Consider the following 17958-nt stretch of genomic DNA (forward strand, 5'->3'; position numbering starts at 1 on the left):
AATGCCGGAGCATAACGGACCGGACATGCTGCATGAAAAAGTGACCTTCATCCAGCATGATCTTCCCGGGCTTGAAGCGGGCGCTTACCAGCTCACCGTTTCACAACATGTAAATCGCAGCGACAATACGCCGCTGAGTGAAGACACTTTGTCTGATACCTATACATTTGCGGTAAAAGGAGACCGCTTCTCGCTCAGCGATCCCGCCAGCGTGATCTACTCGCTGTTTCCTGCGGATAATGCCAGCGGGGATTTTGACACCGTACTGCCGCATGTGGTTTTCAGGAAAACAACATTTCCATGGAGCCGCTATCCTTCCAATGCAGATCCGGTGTCTGCCACCAACCCGGGAGTGGATACCGATGCAGACCTGCCCACCTGGCTGGCCGTACTGGTGCTGGATGAAGATGACCTGTCCCTTTTTCCCTCGCTGAAACTGGAAGCGGTGACTGCTACGATCGGCGATCTTTTTCCGCAGGCAATTGTAAAAGAGAGCACATTAGCGCCCGGCAATTTTTCATATTTCAGTAAAGCAGCCAACGCCGAAGCACTGGATCCGGGTGAAACTTTAGCAGATGCGGTAAGGGTGATTGATCTGCCTTTGCCCTTATTCTGGAAAATTACCCCCAGCCTGCAGGATCTGCATTATACCGCGCATGTGCGGAAGGTAAGCCTGGATAATAAAGGTACTATCCAGGGGATCAGTGACCAGGGAGAAAGTGTGGGCGCCTTTTCCATTGTGTTTTCAAACCGTCTGCCCCAGGATGGCAGGAAATCCTATACTTTCCTGGTATCACTGGAAGGGCTGGAGGATTATCTGCCTGCTGATGACGGCACGCCTCCTGCGGGTTATACTGCGACGGATACACGATGTATACGCCTGGCAACGCTGCAAAGCTGGGTTTTCTTTTCAAACGGGCAGCCGGCAAAATTTGACGACAGCGCCATGGCGCTGAACAGGTCTGGCACTGTGGGCACTGATCTCTGCATACCTTATGCGGGCAGCAATACCCTGGTGATGAATGCCCTCAAAATGGGATATGTGCCGCTGAACCAGGCGCTGCGTACCGGGGAGCAAACCGTATCGTGGTACCGCGGGCCGCTAACGCCCTACCTGGTTACAAAGGAAAGGGTGGAAGTGCCGGTGAGCTCACCGGATAAAGCCACCATCTTTGATCCTACTACGGGTATGCTCGATACGTCTTATGCCGCTGCCTGGACGCTGGGGCGGCTCATCGCCCTGCAGGATGCCGGCTTTTCCACTGCCCTGTATAACTGGAAACAGGGACTTACACAACAGGTAGTGGCGGCCATTGAAGACGAGCTGCTGTGGGAAAGATTTAACATGGAGCCAGATGGCGGCGGGCGCGTTTCACTACTGAAGGAAATCATCCATCTTTTAGCACAACAACAAAAATAATATGCGATACACGCTACATAAACACACGTATCAGCAGCAGCTGTCACAGGTATTCTCTTCCCCGCAGGCGATCCGGGACCTGCTGAAAGAAGATAAGGTAAAGTTGCCTGATAACCTGCACAAATGGCTGGGCAGGCTGCGCCTGTTGTATGGTGTGCCATTCAATTACCTGGTACCGGATGAAGCGATGCTGCCACCCGAATCCATCCGTTTCTTTTACCTGGATATGAACTGGATAGATGCGATGCTGGACGGCGCCTATTCCATAGGGCGTAACCTTACGAACGCCGCCGCTTCTGCCAGCGCTAACCAGGACAGGGCCACTTTTGCCACCGTAAAAAGCCAGGCAGAAAATGCCGCTGCCATCATCAGGCCAGCGCTGCTGGGGCGGAAGCCTGCGCCCGTACAATGGGAGGTGGTATCCGGTTTTTTGCTGCGGTCTTCACTCGTGAGCCGCTATCCCGGGCTGGGCGTGAATGTGTATGGAGCCGGCAGTACGCCTGAACAGCCGCTGCCGCTGAAGATACTGCGCTTTGAAGCGCTGGGCGCCGGTGCAGATACCATGATCTGCCTGGTGGCTGGAGACGCTTACCAGGTAGACCTGCATGAAGCACCTGAACAATTGCACTACGGTATAGATGAATATACAGTGAAAGATGGTGTAACAGCCGCGGCAAAAGTACTGCGGAAATTTGCGGTCAGCGGCAGTGAGGTGACCATCGGCAAGGATCCTGTAAAAAAAGATATCAGCAGCTGTTTCAGGACCAGCGATCACCGCACATTAAACATGAAAGCATTGGCAGACATTGTTTCGGATCTGAAGAACAATGATGATTCGAAAACACCCGGAAGTAAAGTACCGGTGAATGCTTCCGAAATGGGTTTTGAAATGACGGAAGGGGTGGGAAAAGTTTCCTTTATCAGAAAATAATAATCTATGCATGTAATAGTTCCCTTGAATATATCCGCTATAAGAGTGAATAATGTGGACAGCAGCGCGGTGGTAGGCAATTTCAAAGGGCGTATAGCGGCCTTTGAGCAATTGCCTTTTACCAAAAGGCTGCACAGCGCGAGTACGGGAGACAAAATCCTGCTGCCGCTGGAATCGCAGACAAAACCCGCCAACAACCTGGGAATGGGCGTTCACCTGCATTGGGAGCTGCCGGATTATTTCAGAAGAGGCGTACAGCCGCCGGATGGCGCTGATATTGTTTTTCCTGCGGCGCCTAACCGCTGGCTGGTGACGAGGTTCCTGCAGGTGTATGATCAGCACAAAGCCGCTTATGGTGAGCTGCGTACCAACAGCTTTATTGTAGAAAGCGATTACCTGTCACCTGTATTGCAGGAAGATCCTGATAAGCTGTTGCGGCCAGCCGTTCCGGTTCCGGTGACAGGGACTGGTCAGCAGGGTGCGCAACAGCCCTTTATGTACATGGGCCGTGTGCTGGATTATGCGTCGTGGTCGCCCGCCACTGAACCCGCTGCCAGTTATCTTCCCGCTTATAAGCGGGAGGATGGCCGCCATCATTACCTGACATCCGTAGGTTTTGCAGGCCCTGGTTTTGCTGCCTACTACCCGGAATGTAACAGCGTGTTTGGTTTCTGGGACCGCTTCCTGGATCAGCCGGATGTGTTCAGCGCCATCACAAAGAATGAGAACATACAGTTTAAGGTAACTTACCAGGTAACGGGATGGATCAACGAAGCAGGCGCCGAGCCCCTGGCAGGCCTGCAGGCAAGCGTTATAAAACAATACCAGGAGCTGCTGAACCAGCACAACAGCCAGCAGGTAAAAATGGACATTACACCCGCCGCCGTGTTTGCACAGCTGATGGAAAAGCAGTTTGGCTGGGCAGTGAACACCGATGATATTGCCTGTACATTTAATACGGATGGTTCCATCAAAACGATTGCCCTGCCTGAACATACGCTGTGTAGCGGCATTATCCAGGAAGTGGTCTGGAAACTTTCACCGAACGCCGTTAACAAGAGTTTCCTGAGCGCTACAACTGCGCTTACCCCTTCTGCTATCTGGAAAGACAATACGGTGAAGGTAGCGGTAGGTAATACTACCCCGGAAGCAGTAGCAGCGCTCGTGAAGCATGATCTGAACAATAGTACCGGCGATCCTGACCTGCTCAACAATTACGAATACCTGCTGAACGCATTCCAGCTGGGGTTGCTGGATAGCATGGAGAATAAGATCAACAGCATCTTTGACCTGGATGAAATACTGCATAACAACGGCTATGAAAAAGTAAGCGGCGGACAGGTTTGGATGGTGCAGCAGGAGCAGCCGGAAAATCCGGAAATGCCGCCCAACACAGACAGAACGGTTACCCTTCCGCCGGAGCTGGCGGCGCAGCTTTCCTTACTGAACCAGGCGCAGAAAAAATATGACCAGGGAAGGGCTGCGCTGGATACGGCGAGAAAGCAGTTGTTCATGGACTGGCTGCGTTATGTGAAGATGAATGTGGAAGCGAAAGATCCGAATATCGATTTCAATAAGATGTCTGCTTTTCTGCTCACCAGCTCCGGAGGAGCGATCAATGAAGTGGTGACATTGGGCAGGCAGGCAGGTCTGCTGCAGTACGATTATGATCCTGTTTCCGGGCAGATCAGCGGTATAAAAAATGCGCCCGCAGCAGCAGGATCTTATGCGGAGGCAGTATATAATAATTTTCTGGCGGTCAGTAATAAAGTAAGTGAGCAGAAAGGCTGGAAGCTGGCCATTGCGCCGGCCCCGCCCTTCTATAAACCTACTGATCCTGTACTGGTGCTGGAGGGCGATAAGATCGTACCTGTACGCCGCAACGGAACAGGTCCTTTAACGCATGTGCGGCTGAGCCCTGCGATCCTCAGCGTTTTGCAGATCACTTATAACAATGTGCAATTTACTATCACTGGCAGCAGCTTAAGCGGCGTACCTGTTGTAAGCGCTTTTCAGCCTTATGCTGCTGAAGTACAGGCGCTGATCACAGAAGCCTGTTTCCTGGCGCCGATGATGGCGGACATGATCGCAGTCTGCCTGAAAGCTAAGGGAGGAGCAGGCAATCCCGCGGTACCAGACAGCACCGTTTTCAGCGCTGCACTGCGCATGGCGCAGGGAGGTTTCAGTCCGCTGGAAAGCTCTTACAGCGGCGGTCTTTTCCAGCTGCTCAGGCAAGCGGATCAGCCGGTAAAAAATGCAACGCAGACTATCACCGCGCCAATGGCTGTCACCTTTGAATTCACCAACGAGACCCATGCGGGATTGCTGCCCGGCGCAGTGGCCTGGAATGCGCAGCAGCTGGCGCCGAACCTGGCTGCAGACAGGGTAGATCCTTTTATGCCTGTTTACCTGGTATGGCATGTGAATTTCAAACCGCTTAAGAAGAACAATACCGACGGTGTAAATTATACGGCAACGAACCTCAGCGATTATTTTGTGCTGGATGGCAATGCGATCGATTATGAGTATAAAGTGAATGAAGGCGCACCCGTGAATTTCACGGCGGCAAATTTTGTGACAGGATACAAGGGCGCCGTTGCCTTGTCAAAAAAGCCGGCGATGAACCTGGCTGCACAGATCAGGAAATATGTACAGCAGCACCCGAAAGATCCGGCTGTATCCGTATTGAACAGGATAGCAGACAGCTATGCAGCGGGCAACTATATTTCGCAGTCGCTGGATGGATTCAACTGGCAGCAGATCCTGAAGAAGCGCATCCCGAAGATCACCGTACAGAATCTGACTGCTGTCAGCGACCCGGTAACAGCGCAGCTGCATACGAATGCCAGTCAGTCTGATACAGACGATAACTGGTATGACTTTGCCTTTAACGGCCTGGCGCCTGTTGCAGGCGGCGAACTGGCCAGGCTGCAATATGGTCCGCTAAGGGCTGGCTTTTTCCAGGTACAGTCCCTGGAGATCGTAGACGTTTTCGGTCAAAGGCTGCAGATAGATACGGATCTTTCCGATCAGGACGTACCATTGGAAGTGATACCCTCGTTTACCCTGCAATGTATGCCCGCCGATAAGGCGCATACGCCGTCGATGGTATATCTCCCGCCAAGAATCCTGGAATCAACACGGCTTTGGTTCAGGTGGCTGTCGGCCTCCCACAATAATGTGCCCGGAACAGCGGAGGAGGTTGTGGAGATGAGCAGCCATCCTGCCACTTCTCCCATTGCAGGCTGGGTTTTACCTAATCACCTTGATAACAGCCTGTTCTTTTATGACGCCGGCGGCGCGCCCATCGGATCATTCGGCATTGAGCACAATACGCTGAAATACCGTACCCGTGCGGGCAACAGCCTGAACCCGGAAAACGATCTTGCAAAAGACCTGCTGCATGTGAATGTACATGTGGCTGCTTTTATGCAGTTCATCAATGCCAGGGATTACCTTTTCCTGCAGGACCTGATGAGCGCTATACTGGCATCGGATCATTTAATGAATACGCCCGATTTTGCTTCCAATGCCAGCTTGGGTGTATTTATAGGCAGGCCCCTGGCCCTGACCAGGGCGCAGATCGCTATTGAAACGCTGGGAGCGGTGCTGCCCCTGAGCCAGGCGGATATTCATCCTGCAGATCCTTATCCGCAGGATATCCTGAACGGGCGTACGAAGTATGCCGACAGGCAGGCATTCAGCAGCGCGAATGCAGGACAGGTGAATATTGCCGTAAGGCTGGGCGACCTGGTGAAAGCCGGTGATGGCCTGATAGGGTACCAGCTGGAAGGTAATGATACCGGTACATTTTATGCGCCCACTGCGCCCGAAGCCGGTGCGCACGGCGTGTTGCGGCCGGGCCCGGAAACCCTGCAGCTTAAGCTGAATGCGCCTGCAAAGGTAGTGACCATGCTGATTGATCCCCGGGCTGCGGTGAATGCCACCACCGGTATATTACCCGTACAATCTTTACAGGTACCGCCGGATCAGTATGCGCAGATCATGCAGCGGCTGGCGGTCACCTTCTTTACCCATCCTTTGCTGAAGGAGCAGGAGCGCCTGGTAGCACCGACGCCCGCAGTAGCGGGATATGAGTGGTCCTGGTTGCAACCCCTGGGCGCCGCTACGATTGCCACCCCTCTTAAACCGGACGCCGTAAACGACGCCGTGCAATATGGTTATTCACCACAGATGCTGCTGGAGGGCTGGCTGCAATTAGCCAAAAAAGTATAAACAAATGTGCCGATGATGAAATTATACGATAACACACCAACGGTAGACCTGGATGTGTGCAGCACTGCCACCGGCAGTACGGTGATCTACGTAGGCGTGGTGCAGGACCTGAAAGTGAAGCTCACGAACAGAACAGGAAAAGAGATTACATTCAGTGCCGGTGATCATGCGTCCTGTTTTGAAATTGTGCTGCCATCTTTCTATACCAGCGCGGAGATCAGCCGGATGTCCGTAACAGACCTGCCCGGCTGGACCTGTAAGGCAACTGACTATACGTTGCAGGTCACGATAGACGCTGCTGCGCAGCAGCCATGGGTCAATGACTCCATCCTGCAGTTTACCATCAAAGGGGCGCAGACCAATGACAAGGCGGCGCCGGAAGATATTGCGGTCAATTTCGTGAATATGGCCGGTGACAATATCCCCGGCAGCCAGCATGTTACTTTAACACCGGCCATGCCCCCGGTAGACGGCAAGGCCGACCTGCGGAAGCTGCTGGATATTTCCCTGGATAACCAGGGCGTAGTATTTGTATCGCCCGGGTATACGGATAAGCTGGCCAATAAGCTTTTCCTGAATATCAAGAATAAATCAGGCAGCCCTTTGTTTACGGGTAGCGCCACATCGGGCAGGAACAAAAATGCGGCCATACAGATCTCTTTTGTTGCCGGTCAGACAACAGGCGCATTGGCTCCGGGGGAACACATTGAACAGATCAGGTGCAGTCCTTATGTGAGCCAGGCATTGTTTGACTGGAGCGCCCGGCCGGATGAAGACAAGGCTGGGGGCTGGAAGCTGACACCTGCCAATACCAATACGGGTTTGCTGGGTACGGACGAAAATGCGAACGTGTCATTTATGTTCAGTGATATTGTTACGGCTAACCCCCTGGGATATACGCAGATGATCCTCCGCTTTACCGGTTTCTCAAAAGATGATAAGACGGATTACAATGATTTTGTGCACATCCTCAATATCAACAAACAGCCTCCGCCACCAACAAGGGGCATACAGCATTTTTACAGCCAGGAGGCGCTGTTCACCGTGAATGGGCCCGGGCAGCCGGTCAGCTTCCAGCTGAACTGGTCTATGATCTTTGTGGACAGGATCACGCTGATCACAAACTATATGGGGCATACGCCGTATATCAAGACTTATACCGCCGGTACCCCGCTGCAATACGACCACTACAAGGTCACTATCCCCAGTGTGGCCCAGAGCATGCCTGTTTTTGTAACCATCCAGGCATACGATGGGAACGGCGGCTTTTTAAACAGCCTGCAGTTCAGTGTATTTATACAAAGTAATTCCTTTACAGATCCGCGGGATCACCAGGTATACCCGGCCGTAAAGATCGGGAACCAGCTATGGATGGCCAGGAACCTGGATTACTTCATGGAAGGGAAATCATTTGTGCTTGGGAATAATGCTGCCAACGAGCCCAAATATGGCAGGCTATACTACTGGGAGGCCGCTATGCAAAACCTGCCGGATGGCTGGAGGCTGCCTGCTTTGGAAGACTGGCAGAATGTACTGCAGGTATATGGATCGGCTGCAGATGCCTATAAGGCAATGACAGGCGCCGGTGGCTTTAATGCGCAGATGGGCGGGGATATGGACAACCTGAAGAGCTTTACCGATGATGCCAACGGGTATTACTGGACGAGTACCCGGCAGGATGCTCATAATATCTGCTATGCCAGATTTGACAGCAGCAGCAGGAAGCTGAACCTGCTGAATACCCTTCCCCCGGATTTTGCTTTATCCATCAGGTATGTGAAAGATCTCTAGCATGGGAACGATTTGTCTTTGTATGATGGTGCGCAACGAGGCGCACGTGATCGAAAGAGCGCTGCAGTCTGTCAGGCATTTAATTGACTACTGGGTCATTTGCGATACCGGCTCTGAAGACGATACGCCCGCCCGCATTTTACAGGCGATGCAAGGTAAGGCCGGTGAGCTGCACCGGGTGCCCTGGGTAAACTTCGGGCATAACCGCACACAGGTGATCGGGTTGGCAAAGCATAAGGCTGACTATGCCCTGATCATGGATGCAGACATGGTAGCCAATATTCATGCGCCCTTTAAGGAGGGGCTGTGTAAAGACTTTTATGAGATACGGTATGAGGGGGATGTGGATTATACCCAGCCAATGCTGGTGTCAACTGCGCATGACTGGAAATATATAGGCGTTACGCATGAGTACATCTTTTCGCCTACTGCCGGAAGCTGGGAGATCCTACAGGAGCTGACGCTCACACATTTTGCAGACGGCGGTATGAGAAGTGAAAAGCTGGAACGGGATGTAAGACTGCTCACCGCCTCCCTGGAGCAGGATCCGGATAATACCAGGAACATCTTTTACCTGGCACAATCCTATAAAGACCTGGATCAGTATGAAGCTGCCATTTACTGGTACCAGCAACGGCTGCGATACGAAGGATGGGCCGAGGAAAGATGGTATGCCATGTACCAGCTTGCGAGAATGAAGCAGCTGGCGGGAAGAGACTGGAATGAAGTATTGAGCGGTTACCTGGCTGCCTATGGCGCCCGGCCTTCGCGTTTGGAGCCGGTATACGAGATAGTGCGGTATTACCGGGATCGACAGGAATTTCATACCGGCTACCTGTTTGCCGCGCATGCAGGACATTCACTGCAATACCCCGCAGATATGCTGTTCATAGACAGGCCTGTTTACACGTACCTGCTCCAGCTGGAATATGGCGTCTGCGCTTTTGGCGCCGGCAGGATAAGCGAGGCAGTTAAGGCTTTTAACGAGGTGCTGCTGGTGGATCAGCTGCCGGATTGGGTGATAGCATCGGCAGAAAGGGGGCGGAAAATGGCGCTGGAAAAACTGAGTGTTGCGGCACATCAATAAATAAACACGGCTGCTCAAAGCAAACATCTTTTTACACGTATAAACACTTATGCATCACAAGATGGCAGATAATACATTGCAACCTGTGCAGCTGGCTGCATTCCTGGACAAGGCATCACAGTTCGGGCATGATACTGCCTTACTGATGAACGGGGAAGAAGCGGTTTCGTTTTTGACGGTGGATGATCTTGTACAGATCAGCCGATGGTTTTGTAACGCCGGCGAACAGGAAAAGGCGATGCGCCTGCGAACCTTTTTCAACCCGGCCATCGCAGCCCGCAGCAGGCTGGGACAGGGCATGCATGACAGGGGCGAAGCATTTGCATTTGCAGGCGCGGCCCTGGAGGAAGGGGATCATTACGGGCTGTCCAGGCATATGCCTTTCCATGTAAAGGTGGTATCGGTACTAACAAAGGTGATCAAACGGGATGAAACATGGGATGTGAGTGTAAGGGGAGCCGTGTGGGGCCTGGACGATATGGAGGAATTGTATGTAGCGCTGAACATTGGCACTTTGATATTAGCGCCCGGGGCCAGGCTGGTAGTCAGGGGCAATGTTTTTTCCCTGCTGTGCCAGCGGGTGATATGTATGCCCGGTGATGGAGACAGCAGTGCGGCTTATCATATCGGGATACTGCCAACGCCTTTCTCCGTAGACTTTGGCTATGGGCCTCACGATGGTGCGCATGGAATGGCGGGGCGTAATGGGCGTAACGGTAATAATGGCCGGGAAGCAGTGGTAGAACGAACGCTGCTGGGTTACAGGCTGCAAGCTGAACTGGACCCTGCAGAGATGAACGGAGAAAACGGCGAAGATGGCGGGCCGGGCCACAACGGGGCGAAAGGCCGCAATGGCGGGATGGCTAAACTGGCGGAGCTGACTTTTCGCCAGGTGGAAGGAAGGCTGACTGTTTTTACACAAGCCGGAAAAGGAGGGGACGGCGGTAATGGCGGCAACGGCGGCGATGGCGGCAACGGTGGTGTGGGGGCACCCGGGCATACCCTGATCAGGGGGCTGTTACCACGCGGTGCAAATGGACATGGCGGTAAGGGAGGCGATGGCGGTAAGGGCGGTAACGGAGGCAACGGCGGGCTATCCTCCAACATTTATATCACCGTGCCGGAGGCTGACATGCATAAGGTCACCAGGACGGCATTGCCTGCCGAAGCGGGGCGCGGCGGCGCCGGCGGCAGGGGCGGAAGAGGCGGTATAGGCCCGGATGGAATCAGCGCGGCGCATGGTGATCCCGGCAGCAACGGTATGCCGGGCAGAAGCCGCCCGGCGGCAGTGATATTGCTTAACGGCCAGGTTTAATAGCAGCTAATTTAAAAAATTGAATACGATCAATTATGGCAACTACACTCAACTTTTATGAACGGGCAGAACGTTTGGGCCATTCTGTTGAAGCCTTGAAAGGCGGGCAGGCGATCATTTCCTCCCTGATGATCCCTGATATCGACAGATTGAAGGAAGTACTTGGCGGAGATGTTACAGAACCGGTATTAAGAGAAAAAAGACTGCGGGATCTTTTTGGCGATAAGCTGGTGTCTCCCGCAGAGGATGACGGCAGCGAAACGGCTATCCTTAACAGGGTGCAGCGCTTCATTTACGGAAATGATCCTTTATCAGATCTTGACAGGCAGCGGACGAAACATTTGTTCCCATTTGAGGTCAAAGCTGCTTCCTATCCCGACCAGCGGATTACAGAGAAATGGGATCTGACAGACAAGGGCCCGGTTGTCCTGAATATCGGGAAGCTGACACTGGAGGATGGCGGGTACATCGTCATTCATAATACCGCGCTTACCTTCTATGCAGATGTCATAGAACGGAATGGCAGCGCCAAAACGCAGAGCATGTATGATATCAATATCCTGGGTGCAACGGGCGCCACGGGCTGCACGGGAAGTGCCGGTAATGAGGGTGGCGTAGGAGGACCCGGCGTCAACGGACAGTGCAATGCTGAACCGGGTAAAAGGGGAGAAACCGGGCAAAGAGGAGCTACTGGCGGAACCGGGAGTCCAGGTGGAGACGGGCTTCCAAGTCTAGCAGCCTCCATCATGATCGGGAAAAGTATAGGCGGCAGCACTCAGCAGTTGCACATCATGACCAGGTCGGGTACCGGTGGTGCAGGCGGTATAGGCGGTACCGGTGGAAAAGGAGGCCGGGGCGGCGTTGGCGGCGACGGTGTTACCTGTGGTTGCGACGGCACCAATGGCGGGAATGGCGGCAACGGAGGCGATGGCGGAAGAGGCGGCACCGGTGGGAGCGGCGGGAATGGTACGGATGCCAATGGCAATATAGTGATCAAAGTTCCGGCTGAGGAAGCCGCTAAGATCATTACCCACAGATTTGCTGCGCCTGCAGGGATAGGAGCTACCGGCGGTCCGGGCGGTGAAAAAGGAGAGGGTGGAGATGGCGGACGGGAAGGTAAGCACCATTCGAGAGGCTCGAGGGGAGGAGGTGGTGTTCCGGGGAATGAAGGTCCCCGGGGACAGCAGGGTGCTAAGGAGGGGCAGCCGGCCGTGATTGTGCTGGATAAGGAGTAAGAAAGTTGTTCAATTGCATGGGCTGGGTTTAAATGTTAACGGGCAGGGGAATTGTCATCCATTTCCACGATGACCGCTGAATGGTTCACATTTTTTTGAAGTGCACGTTGTTATGAGGGAGGAACGAAAGGGAAAATTAAACAAATCTGGTAAATACGGGAAAAATCCCGTAGGGTAGTATAAGCAAACAGGGGAAATTTGTATTGTAAACAGCGTGCTTTACTGTTGTGCTGCATGGCTTGGCATGACGATTGGAGTTAAAGTAGCATGCCAGTCAGAAAGAAAATATCCCCCCGCCAGCTAATGACAGCCGCCCGCGAGGCCGAACTGCAGGAAGATATCGATACCGCCCTGGCCTTGTATAAACAGGCAGTGAATAGCGATCCCCTTGCAGCAACCGCCTGGCAGCGGCTCATGATCCTCCACAGGAAGCAAAAGGATTATGCCGGCGAACTGAAGATCATCAACCTTGCCTTGCAGGCATTTGATACCCACCACCGCCAGGAGCAGAAAGAATGGCTGCAGGCAAACAGGAAGGCGGCCAGGGTGGCCAAATCGCTGGCAAAAAGCCTTGGTTTAATGGATAAGAAGGGCATTGTAATAGACGATAACCCGGTGCTGGAAAAATGGATACACCGCAAAGAGTGGGTAACGGCCCGGCTAAAGAAAAAGAAAGCGGCGGCCCGCCGGTAAGCATGGTAAAAGCAGGCAGGCATGAAACAATTTTCAGCTATAATGGGTTATGCAGGGCGGTACTTCAGTAATACCGCGTTCCTGGGACAGGGCGCAGACCAGGTGCAGGAGATAGTTTATACGGTGATTGTGGATGATCATCCCAGGCTGCACAATTTCCTCCTGACCTGGAATACAAAGAAAGGCTGGCTGTCAGAACAATTTGACGAAGCAGACAGGCCCTTTGTCCAGGCCTTGCAACAGGCGATAGATAAAGATGCGGGGCGTTCACAGCAGTAAGTCTGCCATATTTTTGTTATCTTCGGCTATATAATGCGCATGAACCCTGATGTTAGCTCCAAATAACTTCATCACGGTGATTTTTAGCCATTTTTATTGAGCGACTGATTGAAAGCATAGATCTGTTCGTAGTTATTGTCGTTGTCTGATCGAGCGTTAAAACGTATTCATCCCTAATCACCATAGCAAAAAATACACGTATGCTAGTTCCCTACAAAGCCCCCGTTTACCACGACCATAATGGTAACGAAATTACGCCCGCCGGGAAATTCTGGGCCGGTCTGATTCTTATCCTGTTTACACTGGGTAGTGCACTGTACATAGTTGGGCACTGGCCCGACCAGATGCCCAAGCCGGGAGATGACGTGCATGCCTTTTATTCCTATAAATGGTTTGATGTAAAGCTGCAAACAGAAAGCACAACCGGGGTGCATATTAACACCCTGCTGCTAATACTCGTGGCCTTTGGCGGCTTCCTGGGCAACATGATCTACATCGCTGCCTCTTTTACCACCTATGTAGGATCAGGCAAGTTCAGGAAAAGCTGGACGCTGTGGTATTGTGTCAAGCCTTTTTCTGCGGCCGCACTGGCTATTGCCATGTACTTTGTTTTCAGGGGCGGCTTCCTGAACATGAGCGATGCCAGCTCCAACATCAACATCTACGGCCTGATGACGCTCTCCCTGCTGGCCGGTTTATTTACAGACCGTACTACGCTGAAGCTCAAAGAGGTGTTTGATGTGCTGCTGAAACCAAAAGAAGAACGCCCGGATGCGCTGGAGAACAATCTGCCGAAAGTGTTGAGCGTAACGGCAGACCCACTGGAGCCCGGCAAAGCAGTAAACATCACCCTTGCAGGGAGTCACCTGGACAAAGAAAAAGCCACGATCACTATTGAAGGACAACCGGTGACGGCCGCACTGGATATTAAGCCGGATAATATCAGTTTCCCCTATACGCTGCCGGATGAATGGAAAGACAGGGAATCCCTGACCCTTTCCGTACAGTTTGAAAAGGAGAAAGAGGCAAAGACATTCCCGCTGGCGGTTAAAGGCGCTGCAACAAATGGAGTGGGGAACGGTGTACAGGAGCCTGCAGCAGATACCCTGACGGAAGAAGATATCGTAACGGATGCTCCTGATCATGTAAATGGTGAACAACCCGTTGTAAAAGAATAGTGTATGAACAACTTTATCACCACAGATTTCCTGAACCTGCGTAATCAGCCCGCCATTGTCAAGGGCAATGTAATAGCCGTGATGCCTCCCGATACAGTGGTGGAAGGCCTGAACGGGGAAGAAGCGCCCGGCTGGCTGAAGGTAAAAGTGATGTTAGGCAAAACACTGGCGCAGGGCTTTGCTTCGCGAAAATACCTGCAATCCACCGCGCTGGGGTTTCCCGACGAAGCGCCCGCGCCTGTGGTCAATGCCATACCTGCTGTTCATTATCCGCCCGGCGACCGCAAAATCAGTCGGAAGCAGGTACATGGCAGGGCCTATCCGCTGAATGAGCCGGGCCTGTTAAAGGTAGCGCTTGACCAGGTACAGGGAGCGGCAGAAAAATGCGCCGCCGTACACAATCTGCTGGATTACCTGGATGTGGAACACAGCGCCCGTTATGCACCGGGAGAAGGCAGCACCTTCTGCAACATTTATGCTTATGATGTAGCGTATTGCCTGGGGGCTTATCTTCCCCGGGTATGGTGGACGGCAGAAGCCATTGTGCAGCTGCAGCAGGGCCAGACCCTTACACCAAAGTATGACCAGAACATAACGGAGTATACGGCCAACCGTATCTGTAACTGGTTTGATCAATATGGCGTATCTTTCGGCTGGCAACGTTTGTTTGACCTGACCATACTGCAGAACGAAGTGAATAAAGGAAAGCTCGGAATCATTGTAGCACAGCGCATTAATATGAGCAATCCCGGGCATATTGTGGCCGTAGTGCCGGAAAATGATCTGCACAGCGCCAAACGGAATGGCAGCAGCGTGGTATCGCCTTTACAATCCCAGGCAGGTGCAAAAAATAAGAAGTATTTTACAGCGCTGAACTGGTGGGAAGACAGCAGCCGGTTTAAGAAGTTTGGCTGCTGGATATGGGGCTGACATGCGGGTTTAAAAATAATCATCCAGGATATGGCTAAATACCTTTTCAATAACGGTAAGTTTAAAGATCTGATAATACCTGCCCAATTTGATAGTACGAAGATATTTTTGTCTGCAGAAGTGACGCCGGAAAATGATATGATCAGTATTGCCGGTCATTCCATTATCCAGTGTTTAAAGATCGAGATAGCAGACGTGATATTTACCGATCATCCGCTCAATCACGCCAGGAAACTCTATGACCGCACGCTGGAAGTGGAGGTGAATGCCAGTAAGATAAAGACCGGCGAAGGAGAAGGCAACGGTTCCAGGGTGCCTGTTAACTGCAAGCTCACGATAGAAGCCGGCGATAACCTGCTGGAGGAGTTTGAGCTGAACGATAAAAAAAGCCCATCTGCCAATTCTGTATTTATTTTCCGGATCAAATTTCTGCAGGAACAATGAGAGTAGCCAGCATTGCATGTATTTTGTTCTTCCTTTTTACCCTGAGCCTGCGGGCCCAGGAGCCACAGCTGAAACAACTGGAGCTGACTACCAGTCCGGCTTTTGTATTGCTGGGGGTACATCCCACCAATATCCAGCGCCCTTCTACGCCCCGCGATTTCGCGGCCAGCCTGCAGACGGCCCAGGTGAATGGCTCTATACAGCCCAATTTTGCCGTTGAGACCAATCCGTTTAACTGGAATAAGAAAGCGCCGCAAAATAAGTACAGCTTTATTGCCAACGATTATTTTTCAGATAAGCTATGGCCGGCGATTAAGAAGAACTTCGCGTTGTCTATTGCAACTTCCGCTACGGATACGGCCAAATTTGGTAACCTGCACAAGGGAACGGGACTTGGCTACGGGGTGCGGGTCACCTTGTTTCCCGGAACCGTGAATAAAAGAACGCGTAATGATTTCAAGCTGTGGGCCAGGGCGGAGATGATCGAGCTTTTTGCGAATGTGCTGCAAAGAACAATAAGTGATGAAGCACATGTGTTCAGCTACCAGGATGTTACCCAGGCCTTTGATATCAGCGTGGCCACCCTGCTGGCCAAGAAGGATATCCCGGACCATATGAAGCCCTGGCTGTTGAATGAACTGACCATCTACAAGGGGAAGATCGCTGCCGTGCAGGACAAGACCGAACTGGATACGTTACTGGCATCGGAAATGGATACACTGAGCAAAGAAAAGGAACAGGTCCTGAATAAGATCAATACCCGTAAAACACCTTTTGCCAGGGACGGCTTTATACTTGAATTTGCCTATGCAGGAGTGACGCTGATGCAGGGCAACGCCTGGGATAGCAGCGTGTATGCCAAAAGCGGTATATGGCTTACACCTTCTTACCGCATAGACCTGGGTACGGATAAGGATCCGGCTACGATACAGTCGCTCGATATCCTGGGGGTGTTGCGCTATATATGGAACACCAGCCGGGTCGATGAAGCCAATTACCTGGATTTTGGCGCCAAGCTGCAGTTTAACCGGAACGACTGGAATGTGGGCTTTGAAGGGGTGTTCCGGCATGCGTCGGAAGCGCCGGCAGGCGTGGATTCCCGCTGGACGTATACCTGGGTGGGAAATTTCAGTTATACCATTAAAGAGAATATTACTTTGCGGTTGAGCTTTGGGTCGCAGTTTGATGGAACTACACGGAGTTATACAAGGCCCAATGAGATACTGGCGATAGGTGGTGTTAATTTTGGGTTGCTTAAATAGGAGAGGATCCAATTTCCCCGCCTCCCTTATCTTTGCCCGAGGAACCGCCTTTTAATGTCAAACGAAACGCCCATCCGCAAGATCATCCACATTGACATGGACGCATTTTATGCATCCATCGAGCAGCGTGACAACCCTGATCTGCGCGGCAAGCCCATTGTAGTGGGTGGTTCTCCGGAAGGCCGGGGAGGGGTGGTAGCCACAGCCAGTTATGAAGCACGTAAATTTGGTGTACGCTCTGCCATGCCATCTAAAAGGGCGCAGCAGCTTTGCCCGCAGGCCATTTTCGTACGTCCGAGGTTTGAAGTATACAAAGAGGTATCCAGGCATATCCGCGAGATCTTTCACCGCTACACGGACCTGATCGAGCCCTTATCGCTGGATGAGGCCTACCTGGATGTCACTACCGATAAACAAAACATCGGCTCCGCTATTGAGATCGCTAAACTGATCAAGCAGGCGATCAAAGATGAGCTGCACCTTACCGCTTCTGCAGGTGTTTCCATTAACAAGTTTGTAGCCAAGATCGCTTCTGACATACAGAAGCCGGACGGCCTCACCTTCATCGGGCCTTCTGCGATCGAGGCGTTTATGGAGCAGCTGCCGGTAGAGAAATTCCATGGCGTAGGCAAAGTTACCGCCGATAAAATGAAACGCATGGGGCTGTTCACCGGCGCTGATCTGAAAAAGCTGGCAGAATCAGACCTCGTGCAGCATTTTGGCAAGACCGGCCGTTTCTATTACAGGATTGTGCGGGGGATAGACAACCGGGAAGTAGAGCCGCACCGGGAAACGAAATCGCTCAGCGCGGAGGATACTTTTCCTTATGATCTTACCAGCCTGGAGGAGATGAACGCAGAGATAGACAAGATCTCCCTGGTGGTACATGAACGCCTGAAAAAATACAACCTGAAAGGCAGAACCATCACTATAAAAATAAAATACAGCGATTTTAAACAGATCACCCGGAACCATTCTTTACCGCAGCCGGTGAATGACCTGGAAACCATTCGCACCATTGCCAAACAGCTGCTGGCCGCCACGGAGCCGGAAGACAAAAAGATACGCCTGCTGGGGGTGGGGCTCTCCAATTTCGGGGAGATACAGCCGGAAAGCGGGAGGGACAGGGGCGCCTGGCAGCTGGAGCTGTTTTAAAC

General features: G+C 52.3%; 14 protein-coding genes. All 14 read left to right on the forward strand.

What is annotated here, in order from left to right:
- Nucleotide 1 precedes the first annotated feature (1 nt).
- Entirely contained in the window at nt 2-1420 is a 1419-nt protein-coding gene (locus Q0577_RS19305) for a hypothetical protein (protein ID WP_298739194.1), read from the forward strand.
- Nucleotide 1421: 1 nt separating this feature from the next.
- The gene (locus Q0577_RS19310; protein ID WP_298739196.1) at nt 1422-2351 is read left to right on the forward strand and encodes a hypothetical protein; all 930 of its coding nucleotides are present in this window, start codon (nt 1422-1424) and stop codon (nt 2349-2351) included.
- Nucleotides 2352-2357: 6 nt separating this feature from the next.
- Nucleotides 2358-6587, forward strand: coding sequence for a hypothetical protein (locus Q0577_RS19315; RefSeq protein WP_298739198.1), 4230 nt, complete (start codon nt 2358-2360; stop codon nt 6585-6587).
- Nucleotides 6588-6599: 12 nt separating this feature from the next.
- Nucleotides 6600-8378: an FISUMP domain-containing protein gene (locus tag Q0577_RS19320; protein ID WP_298739199.1), complete on the forward strand. Its 1779-nt coding sequence runs from the start codon at nt 6600-6602 to the stop codon at nt 8376-8378.
- Nucleotide 8379: 1 nt separating this feature from the next.
- Nucleotides 8380-9465, forward strand: coding sequence for a glycosyltransferase (locus tag Q0577_RS19325; protein WP_298739200.1), 1086 nt, complete (start codon nt 8380-8382; stop codon nt 9463-9465).
- Between the two features lie 49 nt (nt 9466-9514).
- Complete coding sequence (locus Q0577_RS19330; protein WP_298739201.1) at nt 9515-10780, forward strand: hypothetical protein; 1266 nt, start codon at nt 9515-9517, stop codon at nt 10778-10780.
- Nucleotides 10781-10815: 35 nt separating this feature from the next.
- Entirely contained in the window at nt 10816-12015 is a 1200-nt protein-coding gene (locus Q0577_RS19335; RefSeq protein ID WP_298739202.1) for a hypothetical protein, read from the forward strand.
- Between the two features lie 267 nt (nt 12016-12282).
- Nucleotides 12283-12708 carry a hypothetical protein gene (locus Q0577_RS19340; RefSeq protein WP_298739203.1) on the forward strand — a complete coding sequence of 142 codons (426 nt, stop codon included), beginning with the start codon at nt 12283-12285 and terminating at the stop codon, nt 12706-12708.
- A 21-nt stretch (nt 12709-12729) separates the two neighbouring features.
- Nucleotides 12730-12987: a hypothetical protein gene (locus Q0577_RS19345; RefSeq protein ID WP_298739205.1), complete on the forward strand. Its 258-nt coding sequence runs from the start codon at nt 12730-12732 to the stop codon at nt 12985-12987.
- Between the two features lie 200 nt (nt 12988-13187).
- A complete protein-coding gene (locus tag Q0577_RS19350) occupies nt 13188-14165 on the forward strand; it encodes a hypothetical protein (RefSeq protein ID WP_298739206.1) in 978 nt (325 codons plus the stop codon).
- A 3-nt stretch (nt 14166-14168) separates the two neighbouring features.
- The gene (locus Q0577_RS19355) at nt 14169-15095 is read left to right on the forward strand and encodes a hypothetical protein (RefSeq protein WP_298739208.1); all 927 of its coding nucleotides are present in this window, start codon (nt 14169-14171) and stop codon (nt 15093-15095) included.
- 30 nt (nt 15096-15125) lie between these two features.
- Nucleotides 15126-15539: a hypothetical protein gene (locus Q0577_RS19360; RefSeq protein ID WP_298739209.1), complete on the forward strand. Its 414-nt coding sequence runs from the start codon at nt 15126-15128 to the stop codon at nt 15537-15539.
- Entirely contained in the window at nt 15536-16801 is a 1266-nt protein-coding gene (locus Q0577_RS19365) for a hypothetical protein (RefSeq protein WP_298739210.1), read from the forward strand. Before Q0577_RS19360 ends, Q0577_RS19365 begins: the two co-directional genes overlap by 4 nt.
- 54 nt (nt 16802-16855) lie before the next feature.
- Nucleotides 16856-17956, forward strand: a complete 1101-nt coding sequence (dinB, locus tag Q0577_RS19370; protein WP_298739211.1) for a DNA polymerase IV — start codon at nt 16856-16858, stop codon at nt 17954-17956.
- The last annotated feature ends 2 nt before the right edge of the window (nt 17957-17958 follow it).

The sequence above is a fragment of the uncultured Chitinophaga sp. genome (assembly GCF_937898475.1).
Classification (GTDB): Bacteria; Bacteroidota; Bacteroidia; order Chitinophagales; family Chitinophagaceae; genus Chitinophaga.